At 72.1% G+C, this 15,079-nt stretch carries 14 protein-coding genes; 10 read left to right on the forward strand and 4 right to left on the reverse strand.

Annotated features, from left to right (window positions below; translation table 11 throughout):
- Positions 1–57: 57 nt before the first annotated feature.
- On the forward strand, positions 58–3,177 hold the full coding sequence (locus N8J89_RS18975) for an ATP-binding protein (RefSeq protein WP_283666197.1): 3,120 nt from the start codon (positions 58–60) through the stop codon (positions 3,175–3,177).
- Positions 3,178–3,216: 39 nt separating this feature from the next.
- Here the strand turns inward: N8J89_RS18975 and N8J89_RS18980 are convergent, their stop codons facing one another.
- A complete protein-coding gene (locus tag N8J89_RS18980) occupies positions 3,217–4,158 on the reverse strand; it encodes a helix-turn-helix transcriptional regulator (protein ID WP_283665701.1) in 942 nt (313 codons plus the stop codon).
- A gap of 62 nt (positions 4,159–4,220) precedes the next feature.
- Between N8J89_RS18980 and N8J89_RS18985 the strand changes: the two genes are divergently transcribed.
- From N8J89_RS18985 to N8J89_RS19005, 5 genes are all read left to right on the forward strand, one after another.
- Positions 4,221–4,631 (forward strand): VOC family protein, encoded by a 411-nt coding sequence (locus N8J89_RS18985; protein ID WP_283665702.1) that lies wholly within the window; start codon positions 4,221–4,223, stop codon positions 4,629–4,631.
- A 66-nt stretch (positions 4,632–4,697) separates the two neighbouring features.
- Entirely contained in the window at positions 4,698–5,630 is a 933-nt protein-coding gene (locus N8J89_RS18990) for a metal ABC transporter substrate-binding protein (protein WP_283665703.1), read from the forward strand.
- A complete protein-coding gene (locus N8J89_RS18995; RefSeq protein ID WP_283665704.1) occupies positions 5,627–6,361 on the forward strand; it encodes a metal ABC transporter ATP-binding protein in 735 nt (244 codons plus the stop codon). The genes N8J89_RS18990 and N8J89_RS18995 overlap by 4 nt, the downstream gene beginning before the upstream one ends.
- Positions 6,358–7,224, forward strand: a complete 867-nt coding sequence (locus tag N8J89_RS19000; protein WP_283665705.1) for a metal ABC transporter permease — start codon at positions 6,358–6,360, stop codon at positions 7,222–7,224. The genes N8J89_RS18995 and N8J89_RS19000 overlap by 4 nt, the downstream gene beginning before the upstream one ends.
- 23 nt (positions 7,225–7,247) lie before the next feature.
- On the forward strand, positions 7,248–7,922 hold the full coding sequence (locus tag N8J89_RS19005; protein WP_283665706.1) for a metal-dependent transcriptional regulator: 675 nt from the start codon (positions 7,248–7,250) through the stop codon (positions 7,920–7,922).
- Between the two features lie 6 nt (positions 7,923–7,928).
- On the opposite strand, the gene N8J89_RS19010 is transcribed toward N8J89_RS19005, so the two are convergent.
- The gene (locus N8J89_RS19010; protein ID WP_283665707.1) at positions 7,929–8,342 is read right to left on the reverse strand and encodes a cupin domain-containing protein; all 414 of its coding nucleotides are present in this window, start codon (positions 8,340–8,342) and stop codon (positions 7,929–7,931) included.
- A 111-nt stretch (positions 8,343–8,453) separates the two neighbouring features.
- Between N8J89_RS19010 and N8J89_RS19015 the strand changes: the two genes are divergently transcribed.
- Positions 8,454–9,473, forward strand: coding sequence for an alpha/beta fold hydrolase (locus tag N8J89_RS19015; protein ID WP_283665708.1), 1,020 nt, complete (start codon positions 8,454–8,456; stop codon positions 9,471–9,473).
- A gap of 131 nt (positions 9,474–9,604) precedes the next feature.
- Here N8J89_RS19015 and N8J89_RS19020 read toward each other — a convergent pair whose 3' ends face one another.
- Together N8J89_RS19020 and N8J89_RS19025 are read right to left on the reverse strand one after the other, a co-directional pair.
- On the reverse strand, positions 9,605–10,078 hold the full coding sequence (locus N8J89_RS19020; protein ID WP_283665709.1) for an SRPBCC family protein: 474 nt from the start codon (positions 10,076–10,078) through the stop codon (positions 9,605–9,607).
- A gap of 198 nt (positions 10,079–10,276) precedes the next feature.
- The gene (locus N8J89_RS19025; protein ID WP_283665710.1) at positions 10,277–11,176 is read right to left on the reverse strand and encodes a MurR/RpiR family transcriptional regulator; all 900 of its coding nucleotides are present in this window, start codon (positions 11,174–11,176) and stop codon (positions 10,277–10,279) included.
- Between the two features lie 88 nt (positions 11,177–11,264).
- Between N8J89_RS19025 and N8J89_RS19030 the strand changes: the two genes are divergently transcribed.
- The 3 genes from N8J89_RS19030 to N8J89_RS19040 all read left to right on the forward strand — a co-directional run bounded on the left by N8J89_RS19030 (position 11,265) and on the right by N8J89_RS19040 (position 14,905).
- Complete coding sequence (locus N8J89_RS19030) at positions 11,265–12,683, forward strand: MFS transporter (RefSeq protein WP_283665711.1); 1,419 nt, start codon at positions 11,265–11,267, stop codon at positions 12,681–12,683.
- Complete coding sequence (locus tag N8J89_RS19035; protein ID WP_283665712.1) at positions 12,680–13,906, forward strand: metal-dependent hydrolase family protein; 1,227 nt, start codon at positions 12,680–12,682, stop codon at positions 13,904–13,906. Before N8J89_RS19030 ends, N8J89_RS19035 begins: the two co-directional genes overlap by 4 nt.
- A gap of 93 nt (positions 13,907–13,999) precedes the next feature.
- A complete protein-coding gene (locus N8J89_RS19040) occupies positions 14,000–14,905 on the forward strand; it encodes an ATP-binding cassette domain-containing protein (RefSeq protein WP_283665713.1) in 906 nt (301 codons plus the stop codon).
- Positions 14,906–15,079: the final 174 nt, after the last annotated feature.

The raw sequence follows: 15,079 nt of genomic DNA on the forward strand, positions 1-15,079 counted from the left end.
GTGCCGCCGGCCAATCAGCAACCGATCAGCAAGCGCTGACTAGGGTCGACGCTCGTGATGACGTTCGGTGTGCTCGGCCCGTTGGTGGCCGCGGACGAGCACGGGCCGGTCGCGCTGCGCGGTCCCCGGCACCGGGCGGTGCTGGCCCGGTTGCTGATCGCCCGTCGCCGGGTGGTTCCGGTCCGGGTGCTCGCCGACGACCTGTGGCCGGACCCGCCGGAGGGCGCGGTCGGCGCCATCCAGACCTTCGTCGCCGCCCTGCGCCAGTCCCTGGAACCCGGCCGCCCACCGCGGACCCCGGCCACCCTGCTGGTCACCGAAACTCCCGGCTACGCCCTGCGCGCCGACCCCGGGGCCGTCGACGCCTGGCGCTTCGAGGCCGCCCTCGCCAACCCGGACCTGGCCGCCCTGGACGCCGCCCTCGCCCTCTGGCGCGGCCCCGCCTACTCCGAGTTCGCCGAGGAACCCTGGGCCCGCGCCGAGATCGCCCGCCTGGACGAGCTCCGTCTGCTGGCCGTGGAACGCCGCGCCGAGGCCGCCCTCGCCCAGGGCCAGGCCGCCGCGGTCGCCGCCGAGCTGCGCGCCCACGTCACCGCCAACCCGTGGCGCGAACACGCCTGGCAGCTGCTCGCCCTGGCGCTCTACCGGGCGGGCCGCCAACGCGAGGCCCTGGACGCCCTGCGCACGGCCAAGCACGCGCTGGCCACCGAACTCGGCGTGGACGCAGGCCCAGAGCTGCGCCAACTGGAATCGGACATCCTCGCCCAGGCCACCCACCTGGACGCCCCCGCCGCGCCACCGCACTTCGCACCGCCCGCCCCGCCCCGGCCGCCCGCGCCGCTCCCGCCGCTCTCCTCGTCCGCCCCGCCCGAACGACTGGCCCCGCCACCCCTGTTCGGCCGCGCCCCCGAGCTCGCCAAGCTCGCCACCACCCCGTCCCGCCTGCACCTCGCCCTCGTCTCCGGCGAAGCGGGTTCCGGCAAGACCGCCCTCGCCGAAGCCCTCACCGCCACCCTCGCCGCCCAGGGCTGGACCACCGCCTGGGGCCGCAACCCCGAACACCCCGACACCCCGGCCACCTGGCCCTGGACCCAGATCCTGGACACCCTGGCCGCCCACACCCCGATCCCGCCCAGCACACCGCCCGCCGACCCCGCCGCCGCCCGCTTCCACCTGCACCGCACCGTACTGTCCTATGTGGACACCGTCGCCCGGCGCGCCCCGCTGCTGCTCGTGCTCGACGACCTGCACCGCGCCACCGAGGAAACCCTCGCCCTGCTCGGCACCCTGGTCACCGAAGCCCCGCCCCGCCCGATCCTGATCGTGGCCACCTTGCACTCCACCGAGGTCTCGCCCGCCCTGACCGACCTGCTCGCCAGTGTCGCCGCCGCCGAACCCACCCGCGTCTACCTCACCGGCCTGCCCGAACCCGCGACCGCGCAACTGCTCCGCGCCACCACCCAGTGCGCCGTGCCGGACCGGGTCGTGCGCGCCATCCACGAACGCAGCGGCGGCAACCCGTTCTTCGCCCGCGAGCTGGCCCGCCTGTACGACGCCGAGGGCGACACCGCGCTGACCGCCGTGCCCACCGGCGTCCGGGACGTGCTCCGCCACCGCCTCACCACCCTGTCCGAGGACGCCCGCACGGTGCTGCGCCAGGCCGCCGTGATCGGCAGGGAAGCCGACCTGGAACTGCTGATCACCTTGTCCGGCAACGAGAACCTGGTGCTGGACACGGTGGACTCCGCGCTGCTGCTGGGTTTCCTGGCCGAGTCCGGCCCCGACCGCATCCGGTTCGCGCACGCCCTGGTCCGCGACACCCTCTACGAGGAGGTGTCCACCGCCCGCCGCGCCCGCTGGCACGCCACCATCGCCGAGTCCCTGGAAACCCTGCGCCCCAACGACATCGACGCCCTGGCCCACCACCACCTGCTGGCAGGCAACCGCGCCCCGGCCGACCGGGTGGCCCATTACACCGCCGCCGCGGCCCAGCGCGCCGAAGACCGCTTCGCCCCGCACGAGGCCGCGCGGCTCTGGCAGGCCGCGCTGGCCGCCCACGACGGCGATCCGCGCACCCGGCTGGAACTGCTCATGGGCCTGGTCCGCGCCCAGGCGGTCACCGGCAACCTGGAAACCGCCCGCCACCACCGCGCCGCTGCCCTCGCCCAGGCCGAAGCGCTCGGCGATCCGGAGCTGACCGCCAGGGTGATCGGCGCGTTCGACGTCCCCGGCATCTGGACCACCAACGACGATCCCGCCATCGCCGGGCAGGTCGTCGCGACCACCGAACGCACCCTCGCCGCCCTGCCGCCACACCAGCTCGCCCACCGCGCCCGCCTGCTGACCACCCTGGCCATGGAGCTCCGCGGCACCCGCTCCGCCCGCGCCACCGCCGCGGCGACGGAAGCCGAAGCGCTGGCAAGGGAAATCGGCGATCCGGCGCTGCTCGCCTTCGCGCTCAACGGCCGCTTCCTGCACACCTTCGACCGCGCGGGCCTGGCCCCGCAACGCGCCACCCTGGGCCGCGAGCTGCTCGACCTGTCCGCCGCGCACCACCTGGTCACCTTCGAGGTGCTGGCCCACCTGATCCTGCTCCAGGCCCACTCCGCCCTGGCCGAGTTCAGCGCCGCCGACCGGCACGCCACCGCCGCCGACCAGCTCGCCGACCGCCACCACCTGCCGCTGGTCGGCGTGTTCACCGAGTGGTACGCGGCCCTGCGCCTGGCCGCCACCGGCCACCGCGCCGAGGCCCGGTCCGCCTACCGAGCCGCCGCCACCCGACTGCCTGGCACCGGCATGACCGGCCTCGAGCCGGGCCTGCTGCCACTTGCCTTGCTGTCACTTGACTTCCCATCGTCCACAGTGGACCTGAACGTGGACTGGGGACCGTACCTGGACTGGGTCCGCCCACTCGCCCTGATCGCCGACGGCGACCGCGCAGGGGCCCGCGCCGCGCTGCGCGCCCTGCCGGACACCCCGGCCGACCTGCTCACCGAAGCCCGCCTCTGCCTGCTCGCCCACGCCGCCCTCGCACTCGAGGACCGGGACGCGATGGCCCGCGCCCACGAGGAGCTGCGGCCCGCCGCCGCCGAGCTGGCGGGAGCGGGCAGCGGGCTGCTCACCTTCGGCCCGGTGGCCGGTCACCTCGCGAAGCTGGCTGCCGCACTGGACCGCTGAACCTACGACACCAGGGAATCCGGGTAGCTGAGCCGCAGATCAGCTCGCGTACCGCCCGGTCAGCTCCGCGCCGATCCTGGCCAGCTCGGCCCGCACCGCCGGCGGCTCCAACACCTCCACCAGCCCGCCCCACCCGGCCAGGTTGCGGGCCAGGTCCAGCGGTGTCGGCGCGGCCAGCCGGACCTCGACCCGGTCACCGGTCTCCGCGCCGACCTCGCAGTGCCGCCCGAACTGGTTGCGCAGCACCGCGAGGAACCGCGACTCGATGAGCACGGTGGCCCAGGTCCGCGAGCGTTTCCGCTCCACCTCGCCGACCACCTCGTCCCAGGCCGCGGCCAGGGTGAAGTCGTCAGGGCGCTCGGCGGGCTCCTCGGTCAGCTCCGCGGCCACGATCCGGTCCACCCGGAACGTCCGGCGGCCCTTCTCGGTTCCGGCGAGCAGGTACCAGACCTCGTCCTTGTCGACCAGGCCCCACGGGTCGACCAGGCGTTCGGAGCGTTCCCGCGTCCCGCTGGTGTAGGTCAGCCAGACCTTGCGGCGGCCGACCACGGCGGACTGCAACCGGTCGACCAGCTCGGGCCTGCGGCGGTCGCGTTCACCCCAGCGGGTCGGGTCGATCATGGTGGCGCTGGCCGCGGCCTCGGCGTCGGCGCGGAAGGTCCGGGGGAGGGCCCGCACCAGTTTGCGCAGCGCGGCCTTGGCCTCGGCGGAGACCGCGGCGGCCGGTCCGACCAGCAGGAACAGTGCCTGGGCCTCGGTGGCGGACAGGCCGCTGAGGTCGGTGCGGGCCCCGCCGAGCAGCGACCAGCCGCCGCCCCGGCCGGGCTGCGGGTACACCGGAATGCCCGCGGTGGACAGCGCCTCCAGGTCGCGGCGGGCGGTGGCCACCGAGACCTCCAGCTCCTCGGCCAGCTCGGCGGCGGTGACCCGGCCGCGGGACTGCATCAGCAACAGGGTGGCGACAAGCCGGTCAGCGCGCATGAGTTCAGCTTCCCCAGGAAAGTGCTCAGTTGATGAGCACTTTAGGTCGCAGGATGGGTCTCATGTTGCGAGGACTCACCACCGTCAGCCATTTCTCCGACGACGTCCCGGCCGCCGTGGCCTGGTACGCCGAACTGCTCGGCATCGAGCCGTACTTCCAGCGCGAGGTCCAGGGCAAGCTCGCCTACGTCGAGTTCCGCCTCGGCGACTACCAGCACGAGCTCGGCATCCTGGACCGCCGCTTCGCCCCGCCCGGCGCGGGCAACTCCGGCGGCACCATGACCTACTGGGCCGTGGACGACGTCGAGGCCGCCTACCAGCGCCTGCTCGACCTGGGCGGCACCGCGCAGCAGCCGCCCACCGAACACGGGCCCGGCTTCGTCACCGCCTCGGTGATCGACCCCTTCGGCAACCCGCTGGGCGTGATGTTCAACCAGCACTACCTCGACGTGCTCACCCGTCGGCCCGCTTGAAAGTTCGGCCAGCCGAACTTTAGTCTTCCAGTGACCGAACTCGGCACGGGGAGGCGCGGACCACAGATGCGCAAGACACCTTCGCGGTTGACCCGCACCTGGCTGGCCGCGGCCTGCGCACTCGCGCTGGCCGCGACCGGCTGCACCTCGCGCACCGCCGACGGCTCCGGGGACGGCAGGCCCGTGGTGCTGACCACCTTCACCGTGCTGGCCGACATCGCGGGCAACGTGGCAGGCGACAAGCTGCGGGTGGAGTCGATCACCAAGGCGGGCGCGGAGATCCACGGCTACGAGCCAACCCCAGCCGACATCCGCAAGGCATCCCAGGCCAAGCTGATCCTGGACAACGGGCTCAACCTGGAGGCGTGGTTCGCCAAGTTCGTCGCCGAGCTGGACGTGCCGCACGTGGTGGTCAGCGAGGGCGTCCAGCCGGTGGACATCGCCGAGGACGCCTACCGCGGCAAGCCCAACCCGCACGCCTGGATGTCCCCGCTGGACGTGCGCACCTACGCCGACAACATGGCCAAGGCCTTCGGCAAGCTGGCCCCCGAGCACGCCGCCGAGTTCACCGCCAACGCCGAACGCTACAAGCAGCAGCTCACCTCGGTGCAGGAGCGGCTCACCGGTGCGCTGGGCGCACTGCCGAAGGAGCAGCGGGCGCTGGTCACCTGCGAGGGCGCGTTCTCCTACCTGGCCAGGGACGCCGGGCTCACCGAGCGCTACCTGTGGGCGGTCAACGCCGAGCAGCAGGCCACCCCGCAGCAGATCGCGGGCGCGATCGAGTTCGTCCGGCAGAACCGGGTGCCCGCGGTGTTCTGCGAGTCCACCGTCTCCGACGCGCCCATGCAGCAGGTGGTCTCGGCCACCGGAGCCCGCTTCGGCGGGGTGCTCTACGTGGACTCGCTGTCCGAGGCGGGCGGCCCGGTGCCGACCTACCTGGACCTGATCCGGCACGACGTGGACACCATTGTCAGCGGCCTGACCAAGGCGGCGGCATGAGCCCCTCGGTCCGGGTCAGCGACGTCACCGTGCACTACGGCGAGGTGCTGGCGCTGGACGGGGTCAGCCTCACCCTGGAGCGGGGGCGGGTGCACGCGCTGATCGGGGTCAACGGCTCCGGCAAGTCCACCCTGTTCAAGACCATCATGGGCGTGCTGCGGCCGGACTCCGGCACGGTGGAGGTCGACGGCGGCAGCCCGGCCAGGGCGCGCAGGTCCGGCGCGATCGGGTACGTGCCGCAGAGCGAGACGGTGGACTGGGCGTTCCCGCTCTCGGTCCGCGACGTGGTGCTCACCGGCCGCTACGGCCACCTCGGCTTCACCCGCCGCCCGCGCCGCGCCGACCACGAGGCGGTGGACGCCGCGCTGGCCAGGGTTGAGCTGACCGACCTGGCCGACCGGCAGATCGGCCAGCTCTCCGGTGGCCAGCGCAAACGCGCCTTCCTGGCCCGCGGCATCGCCCAGCACGCCCGGATCCTGCTGCTGGACGAGCCCTTCGCCGGGGTGGACAAGCCCTCCGAGGCCACCATCACCCGGCAGCTGCGCGCGCTGGCCGCCGACGGGGTGACCATCCTGATCTCCACCCACGACCTGGCCGCGGTGCCCGGCCTGGCCGACGAGGCGCTGCTGCTGATGCGCCGGATCCTGGCCCACGGCGACCCGGCCGAGGTGCTCGCCCCGGACAAGCTGGCCCTGGCCTTCGGTCTCGACGTCTCGCAGGAGCCGGTGTGAACCTGATCGACCTGCTGGCCGAACCGCTCAGCTACAGCTTCATGGTCCGCGCGCTGATCGCCACCGTGATCGCCGCGGTGGTGTGCGCGGTGCTGTCCTGCTGGCTGGTGCTCATCGGCTGGTCGCTGATGGGGGACGCGGTCTCGCACGCGGTGCTGCCCGGCGTGGTGCTGGCCTATCTGGTGGGCGCGCCGTTCGCGTTGGGGGCCTTGGTGTTCGGGTTCCTGGCGGTGGCGCTGATCGGGGTGGTGCGGGACACCAGCCGGATCAAGGAGGACGCGGCCATCGGCATCGTGTTCACCACGCTGTTCGCCCTCGGCCTGGTGCTGATCTCGGTGACGCCGAGCCAGACCGACCTCAACCACATCGTCTTCGGCAACCTGCTCGGCGTGGCCACCGGCGACGTGGTCCAGATCGGGGTGCTCGGCGCGGTGGCGCTGACCGTGCTGGTGCTCAAGCGCCGCGACTTCACCCTCTACGCCTTCGACCCCACGCACGCGCACGCCATCGGCCTCAACCCCAAGGTGCTCGGCGCGGCGCTGCTCGGGCTGCTCGCGCTGACCTCGGTGGTGGCGCTACAGGTGGTCGGGGTGATCCTGGTGGTGGCGATGCTGATCATCCCGGGCGCGACCGCCTACCTGCTGACCAACCGGTTCCAGCGGATGCTGCTGATCGCCCCGGTGCTCTCCGCACTGGCCGCGGTCACCGGCCTGTACCTGAGCTACTACCTGGACACCGCGTCCGGCGGCATGATCGTGCTGGTGCAGGGCTCGGTGTTCGCGCTGGCCTACCTCTTCGGCCCGGAACACGGGATCTTGGGCCGTCGGCTGGCCGCGCGCCGGCGTGCGGCTGCCCAGGTGTGACCATGCGCGGATACCCTGCCCGCATGTCGGTGTCCGAGCTGTCGGAGAGCACCCAGAACTACCTGAAGGTGGTCTGGGCGTTGCAGGAGTGGTCCACGGAGCCGGTCACCACCTCGGTGATCGCCCAGCGGCTCGGCCTGCGGCTGTCCTCGGTCTCGGAGTCGGTGCGCAGGCTCACCGAACAGGGCCTGCTGGAGCACCCGCGCTACGGCAGCGTCGGCCTGACCGAGACCGGCCGCGCGCACGCGCTGGCCATGGTCCGCAGGCACCGGCTGATCGAGACCTTCCTGGTCAACGCGCTGAACTACCGCTGGGACGAGGTGCACGAGGAGGCCGAGCAGCTCGAACACGTGGTCTCGGACCTGTTGGTCAGCCGGATCGACGAGTTCCTCGGCAAACCCACCCGCGACCCGCACGGCGACCCCATCCCGGCCGCCGACGGCACCATCCACCGCCCGGACGCCCGCCAGCTGACCGGCGTGCCACCCGGCGCGCGGGTGCGAGTGGAGCGGATCTCCGACGCCGACGGCGCGCGGTTGCAGTACTTCGCTGACAACGGTCTGGTCATCGACACCGAGCTGACCGTGCTGGCGTCGGCGGCCGGTTCGGACACCCTGACCGTGCGGGTCGACGGCCGCACGGACCAGCTGAGCCTGGGCCCCGCGGCCACCGACGCGGTGTGGGTGTCGCTGCGCTGACCCGCCTCAGTGCCTGGTGACCAGCGGTTTGGCCTGGTCGATGACGTAGGTGGAGAGCATCTGGGTGCGGACCGTGCCGACGTTGCGCGCGTTGTGCACGACACCGGCCGGGATGAGGAACGGGTCGCCGGTGCGCAGCCGCAACGGTTCGCGGTCCGCGAACTCGATCACCACATCGCCCTGCACGATGTAACCGACCTCGGGTCCGGGATGGCTGTGGCGGCCGGACTCCTTGCCTTCCGGGATCTCCACCCGGGTCTGCACGATCTCGAAGCCCTGGGCCGGCGCGGGGGAGCGCTGGAGCTCGACCCTGGTGACGCCGTCGGTGGGGCCGGGGCCGATCGTGGTCGCGGGGGCGGTGCCGCAGCCGCCGAGCACGGCCAGGCCGATCGCGCCCAGCGCGAGGATTCGAGTGATCATGGCGTTGAGTGTTCGCCGAGGCTGCGGACGAACTGTGCACGGATTGCGGACGACCGGAGGCGTCAACAATCCGCGAACAGCACGTAGACAGCGCCCTGCCAGGGTCGACGTGTGCTGAACAGGCGAACTTTCACCAAGCTCCTCACGGCCGGGGCGGCCACCGCCTCCCTGTCCGCCGTCCCGGCCACCGCTTCGGCCGCCGCCCCGGAACCGGTCCGCGCTGACTGGCACGCGCTCGGCCCGATCCGGCACGTGCGCACCGACCTGCTGGAGATCGCCTACCACGAGGCCGGGCCGTCCACCGGACCCGCGGTGCTGCTCGGCTACGGCTGGCCGTACTCCCCGCTGGCCTACGCCGAGGTGGTGCCCGCGCTGGTGCGTCGTGGCCACCGGGTGCTCATCCCGTACCTGCGCGGCCAGGGCGGCACCCGTTTCCTGTCTGCGAGCACCATGCGCTCCGGCCAGCAGGCCGCGCTGGGCGCGGACTGGATCGCCTTCATGGACGCGCTCAAGATCCCCAAGGCCATCTTCGGCGGCTACGACTGGGGCGGCCGGGGCCTGTGCGTGGCGGCGGCGCTGTGGCCGGAACGCTGCCTCGGCCTGGTCTCGGTGAACAACTACCTGGTGCAGAACCTGGCCCTGGCCAAGCAGCCGCTGATGCCCTCGATCGAGTCAGCGCAGTGGTACTTCTACTACTTCCTCACCGACCGCGGCCGCGCCGGGTTGACCACCAACACCAAGGAACTGACCAGGGTGGTCTGGACCCGCAACTCGCCGACCTGGCGGTACACCGAACGCGACCTGGACCAGGCGGTCACCCTGTTCACCAACCCGGACTACGTGGACATCGTGCTGCACGTCTACCGCCACCGCCTGCTCACCGAACCCGGCGACCCGCGCTACGACGGCCTGGAGGCCAGGCTGCTCAAGCAGCCGCGGATCACCGTGCCCACGGTCACCCTGGACGGCCTGGACGACGGCAACTACCCCGCCACCGACGGCAGTTCCACGGCGCAGTTCTTCGCCGGCCCGCGGGTGCACCACCAGGTCGCCGGAGCCGGGCACAACCTGCCGCAGGAACAGCCGAAGGCCTTCACCCGCGCGGTGCTGGAGGTCGCCCGCCTGCGCTGAACCGGGCTGGCCGAATGACCCCGGCACACCACCCTAGGCCCGCCCCTGACCCGCCGGGGTCTCCCAGGCCGATCTCGACGAGGTCTTCGCTCTGCCGGACCGCAAGCACCTCCCGGACATCCCGCAGATGATCACCGCGGCCCGGTACCGTCGCCCGCTTCCGCCGCCGTCTTGAGGTGCTGGTTGCGGGCGCAGATCAACCGCCGCATGTAGCGGTCCAGCGCCACCCACTCGGCCACTCGTCCCAGCGGCCCAAGCGGCGCGGCGGACTCGACCACGTCCCGCATCAGCGTGCCACCCCGCCCGTCCGGCTCGAAGTGGTGCGCGTGCCACCAGCGCCGGAACGGCCCGCGCACCTGCTCATCCACGAAGTGGCCAGGCTCGTCCAGCGCACTGACCCGCGAGGTCATCCGCCAGGGCAGCCCGAAGTGCCTGGCCTGCCAGGTCACCGTGTCGCCGAGCCCCAGCCTGCCCGAGGTCACCCCGCCCACCGCCCGCTCGGCAGACCCAGCCATCGACGCGGTGTGCACCTCGACCGCCAGCGAAAGCTCGAAGACCCGCTGAGGTGGGGCGGCGATGCTGGTGCTGACCTCGAACCGTGGCATACCGCGACCCTACGTCCGGCTGCACTCAGCGCAACCCCGGATCCGGCCGTGCCGAGCACCAGCCTGGATCTGGCCGCCCGAGCGCGAGCCTGGATCCGGCTACCCCAAGCGGATGCCTGGATCGAGCTGCCCCAAGCGCGACCTGGGTCCGGCTGCGCTGAGCTCGACCCGACGTCCGACCGCGCCCCGTGGAACCCCCTAGATTCGGCTGCGCCGGGTCGGCCGGTGCAGCAGTCCGAACCGCACCCACTGTGCCTCGGCCGCTTCCACCGACGCCTTGGTGCGCCCGGGATCCAGCGTGGCCAGCTCGGCGACCACGGCCTGCACCAGTGCCATCGCCGCGGTCAGCGAGGGGAAGAACGAAATGCCCTCGGTCGGCACCAACAGGATCCGCTCGGCCGCCGCGGCCAGCGCCGGACTGGCCGCATCGGTGATCACGAACACCCGCGCGCCCTTGGCGGCGGCCTCCTCGGCGGCGACCACCGCACTCTCGTTCAACCGCCAGAAGCTGACCACCACCAGCACGTCCTGCCCGGTCAGCTGGGCGATCGTGTTGGCCGGTCCACCACCGCCGTAGCCCGCGGCGAGCTGAGCGTCGTACCCGGCGAGCTGAGCGTTGTGCGCCAACGCGATCCCGACCGAGGTGTAGCTGCCAGCCGCCACCACCACCGTCCGCCGCGCCTGCCCGATCGCCGCGGCCAGCTCCCGTGCCGCCGCGATGTCCACGCTCCGGGCGAGCAGCGCGACGTTGTCCAGGTCCCGCCGCAGCGAGGCCGAGGCCGGGCTGCCGGTGACCACGGCGTCGGCGTGCTCGGCCGCGACCTCGGGCGCGCTGAGCGCGGAGAGGTACCGAGCCCGCAACTCCTGTTGCAACGCGGGCCAGCCGCTGAACCCGAGCGCCTGCGCCGTCCTGATCACGGTGGCCACATTGGCCCCGGCCAGTTCCGCCAGCTCGGCCGCTGAACTGTAGGAGGCCCGTCGCGGCTGCGCGAGCAAGGTCTCCAGCACCGCCGCCGCCTTGGCCTGCAACCCCCGCTCCGGCACCCGCGCCCGCAGCCACCCCTCGAAGTCATCAGCCTCGCTCGACCCGGCGCTCACCGCCACCTCCCATCCGCGGATGCAGCATCCATTGCATCTCACCCAGACGCAACATACGCTGCCTGAACCGCTGCCCTCGGGAGGCCCGATGACACTCCTGGCACGCCTGGACCGCCTACCTTTGAGCCGCCCGCACTACGCCCTGCTGGTCATCGGCGGCCTCGGCTACACCTTCGACGCCATGGACGCCGCGATCGTCGCGTTCCTGCTGCCCAGTGCCCGCCAGGAGTGGGGCCTGAGCAACGAGCTCCTCGGTCTGATCGGCTCCGCCACCCCCTTCGGCTACCTCTTCGGCGCCACCATCGCAGGCCTGCTCGGCGATCGAATCGGCCGCCGCAAGGTCATGATGTACGCCCTGGCCTTCTACGCCGTCTTCTCGGTAGCCGCCGCCCTGGCCCCGAACTACGAAATCTTCCTCGCCGCCCGAGTACTCGCCGGTGTGGGCACCGGCGCCGAAAGCGCGATCATCGCCCCCTTCCTCGCCGAATTCGTGCCTGCCGCCCGCCGAGGCTGGTTCATCGGCGCCCTGGCGGGTTTCTTCTCGTTCGGATTCGTAGCCGCGGCCGTGCTCGGCAGACTCGTGGTGCCGACCTTCCCGGAGGGCTGGCGAATCGCCCAGCTGATCACCGCGCTGCCGATCCTGATGCTGCTGTGGTGGCGCCGCTCGCTACCGGAGTCCCCACGCTTCCTGCTGGCCACCGGCCGCGTGCGGGAAGCGGAGCAGGTGGTGGCCGACTTCGAGCGCCGCACCGAAGCCGCAACCGGCAAACCCCTGCCGCCAGTAGTCACCCTGCCCGATCCCAGCCCCGACCCAGATTCGCGGCCGTCCGCCGCCGCATCCAGTTCTCCCATCGCCCCGGCGCGCGGGGTTGGGCTGGTCTCGGCGCTGAAGTTCCTGTGGGGCAAGGAGTTGCGCAGGCGGACCGCGGTCACCTGGCTGATCTGGTTCGTGATCACCTTCTCCTACTACGGTTTCTTCTCCTGGATTCCCACCCTGCTGGTGGAACGCGGCATCACAATCACCCAGAGCTTCGAGTTCACCATCATCATCTACCTCGCCCAGGTGCCCGGGTACTACTCCGCGGCCTGGCTCGGGGAGAGGCTCGACCGCAAGAACACCATCGCGCTGTACCTGGCCGGTGCCGCGGCCAGCGCCTACTGGCTGTCCCAGCTCAGTGATCCGGTGGCGATCACGGTTGCCGGGGCCGTGCTGTCCTTCTTCCTCAACGGAACCTACGCAGGCGTCTACTCCTACACACCCGAGGTGTTCCCGACCTGGATCAGGGCCACCGGGATGGGGATCTCCAGCGCGGTGGGCCGGATCGGCAGCATCCTGGCTCCGTTGATCATCGGCATGTTCGCGGGCACCCTGGGCTTCGCCGGGGTCTTCGGTCTGACCACCGCGGTGCTGGTGGTCGGCGTGCTGTGCACGGTCGTGTTCGGACTCGCCACCGCGGGCCGATCACTGGAGGAACTCGCCGAACCGAGTGGGAGGCCCGACCGATGACCGATCTGCTGCTGCGGAACGGACTGGTGCTGGACGTGCGCACCGGCGAGTACCACGAGGCCAGCATCCGCTGTGCCGACGGCCGGATCGCCGAGATCGCACCCCGGCTGACCGCCCCGGACCAGGTCCGGGTGCTCGACCTGGCCGGTGCGGTGGTGCTCCCCGGCCTGATCGACGCGCACGTGCACGTCACCGCGGCCACTGCCGCCCTCAACGAGCTGCCAACCTGGTCTCCCTCCTATGTGGCCGCCCACGCGGCTCGGATCATGCGGTCCATGCTGTTGCGCGGCTTCACCACCGTCCGCGACGCCGCCGGCGCCGACTACGGCCTCGCCGACGCCCAGGCCGAGGGCCTGCTCACCGGCCCGCGCCTGGCCTTCTGCGGCAAGGCACTGAGCCAGACCGGCGGCCACGGCGACCTGCGCGGCCGCGGCACGGCACAGGCCGACGACCACCCGTGCTGCGCCGGACTCGGCCGGGTCGCCGACGGTGTCGACGCCGTCCGGGTCGCGGCCCGCGACGAACTGCGCAAGGGAGCCCACCACCTCAAGGTGATGGCCTCCGGCGGGGTCGCCTCGCCGACCGACCGGATCGACTCCACCCAGTACTCCCCGGCCGAACTGCGCGCCGTGGTCGAGGAGGCCGAGGCCGCCAACCGGTACGTGGCCGCGCACGCCTACACCGCGCGCGCGGTCAACCGGGCCCTGGAAGCGGGTGTCCGCTCCATCGAGCACGGCAACCTCATCGACGACCGCAGCGTCGAGCTCTTCCGCGAGCACGAGGCATTCCTCGTGCCCACCTTGGTCACCTACTGGGCGCTCAAGCAGGAAGGCGCCGCTCACGGCCTGCCCGAGCCCAGCCAGCGCAAGATCGACGAGGTGCTCAACGGCGGGCTCCGCGCGCTGGAACGGGCCGCCCGTGGCGGGGTGCAACTGGTCTACGGCAGCGACCTGCTCGGCGGCATGCACCGGCACCAGAACCACGAGTTCCGGCTCCGACGTGAGGTGCAGCAGCCGATCGACATCATCCGAGCGGCCACCACCACCGCCGCGGACCTACTGTGCCTGCCCGGTGAAATTGGCACAGTCGACGTCGGCGCCCATGCCGACCTGCTTGTCCTGGACCGGGACCCGCTGGTCGACATCGGCGCGCTGGCCGATCCCACACACATCATGCAGGTGATCCAGGGCGGCGCCATCATCTCCGAAGGCAGACCCGGGTAGGCGGAAAGTTGTACCCAGCTCTGCCGTCCCCGCCGATGCCCAACGCCCCGCAGAAGACGATCGTTGACCTCGGGCTTCGGACGGAGGACAACAGTGATCATCGCCCAGGGCTTGACCAAACAGTACGGCCACGACACCGGGGTGGCCGACCTGTCCTTCACCGTGCGCCCAGGCGTGGTGACCGGCTTCCTGGGCCCCAACGGCGCGGGCAAGTCCACCACGATCAAGCTCATGCTCGGCCTGGTGCACGGCGCGGGCCGCACCACCTTCGCCGACCGCACCTACGCCGAACTGACCGACCCGCTGCGCACGGTCGGTGTGCTGGTCGACCCCAGCGCGGTCCACCCGGCCCGCTCGGCAGCGGCGCACCTGCACATGATCGCGGCGGGCGGCGGCCTGCCACCGCGCCGGGTCCGCGAGGTGTTGGCCCTGGTCGGCCTGAACTCGGTGGGGGACAAGGCGGTCGGCAAGTTCAGCCTGGGCATGCGCCAGCGCCTGGGACTGGCCGCCGCCCTGCTCGGCGACCCCGAGTACCTCATCCTGGACGAGCCTGCCAACGGCCTCGACCCGGATGGCGTGCGCTGGATCCGCCAGTTCCTGCGCGACCTGGCCACCCAGGGTCGCACCGTGCTCGCCTCCTCCCACTTACTGGCCGAGATGTCCCAGCTGGCCGACGACCTGCTCGTCATCGGCGCGGGCCGCCTGATCTCGGCGGGTCCACTGGCCGAGTTCGTCGACCAGCACACCCGCAGCTCCGTCGTGGTCCGCGGTCCAGCCGCTCCCCAGCTGCTGATCGCACTGAGCCGCCAAGGCTTACGCGTCCGTCAGGAGACCGCGGAGGAACTGGTCGTCGACACCCACGACACCGAACAGGTCGCCACCGTCGCCGCCCACGCCGGCCTGCCCATCCGCGAGCTCTTCCTCCGCCGCTCCGGCCTGGAAGAGGCGTTCATGGCCGCCACCGCGCACACCGTCCGCCACCGAGGAGAACCGTCATGAGCGCCACCCCGCGCTGGTGGCGCCACAGCACCACTCCCGTTCCGGACCCCGGCGCGCACAGCCACCACCCCCACTGCTCATCCCCAGAGGGAGCCCCCATGACGACGTCACCACCGCTGCCCAGCACCGCCATCCGCAGCCCCCGCGATGACCACCGATCCACCCCGCGAGATC

Origin of the sequence: Crossiella sp. CA-258035 (genome assembly GCF_030064675.1) — a bacterium.
Lineage (GTDB): Bacteria > Actinomycetota > Actinomycetes > Mycobacteriales > Pseudonocardiaceae > Crossiella.

Coding starts and splice junctions, on each gene's coding strand:
- N8J89_RS18975 (WP_283666197.1), top strand. CDS start 58: ATGACGTTCGGTGTGCTCGGCCCGTTGGTGGCCGCGGACGAGCACGGG.
- N8J89_RS18980 (WP_283665701.1), bottom strand. CDS start 4,158: ATGCGCGCTGACCGGCTTGTCGCCACCCTGTTGCTGATGCAGTCCCGC.
- N8J89_RS18985 (WP_283665702.1), top strand. CDS start 4,221: ATGTTGCGAGGACTCACCACCGTCAGCCATTTCTCCGACGACGTCCCG.
- N8J89_RS18990 (WP_283665703.1), top strand. CDS start 4,698: ATGCGCAAGACACCTTCGCGGTTGACCCGCACCTGGCTGGCCGCGGCC.
- N8J89_RS18995 (WP_283665704.1), top strand. CDS start 5,627: ATGAGCCCCTCGGTCCGGGTCAGCGACGTCACCGTGCACTACGGCGAG.
- N8J89_RS19005 (WP_283665706.1), top strand. CDS start 7,248: ATGTCGGTGTCCGAGCTGTCGGAGAGCACCCAGAACTACCTGAAGGTG.
- N8J89_RS19010 (WP_283665707.1), bottom strand. CDS start 8,342: ATGATCACTCGAATCCTCGCGCTGGGCGCGATCGGCCTGGCCGTGCTC.
- N8J89_RS19020 (WP_283665709.1), bottom strand. CDS start 10,078: ATGCCACGGTTCGAGGTCAGCACCAGCATCGCCGCCCCACCTCAGCGG.
- N8J89_RS19030 (WP_283665711.1), top strand. CDS start 11,265: ATGACACTCCTGGCACGCCTGGACCGCCTACCTTTGAGCCGCCCGCAC.
- N8J89_RS19035 (WP_283665712.1), top strand. CDS start 12,680: ATGACCGATCTGCTGCTGCGGAACGGACTGGTGCTGGACGTGCGCACC.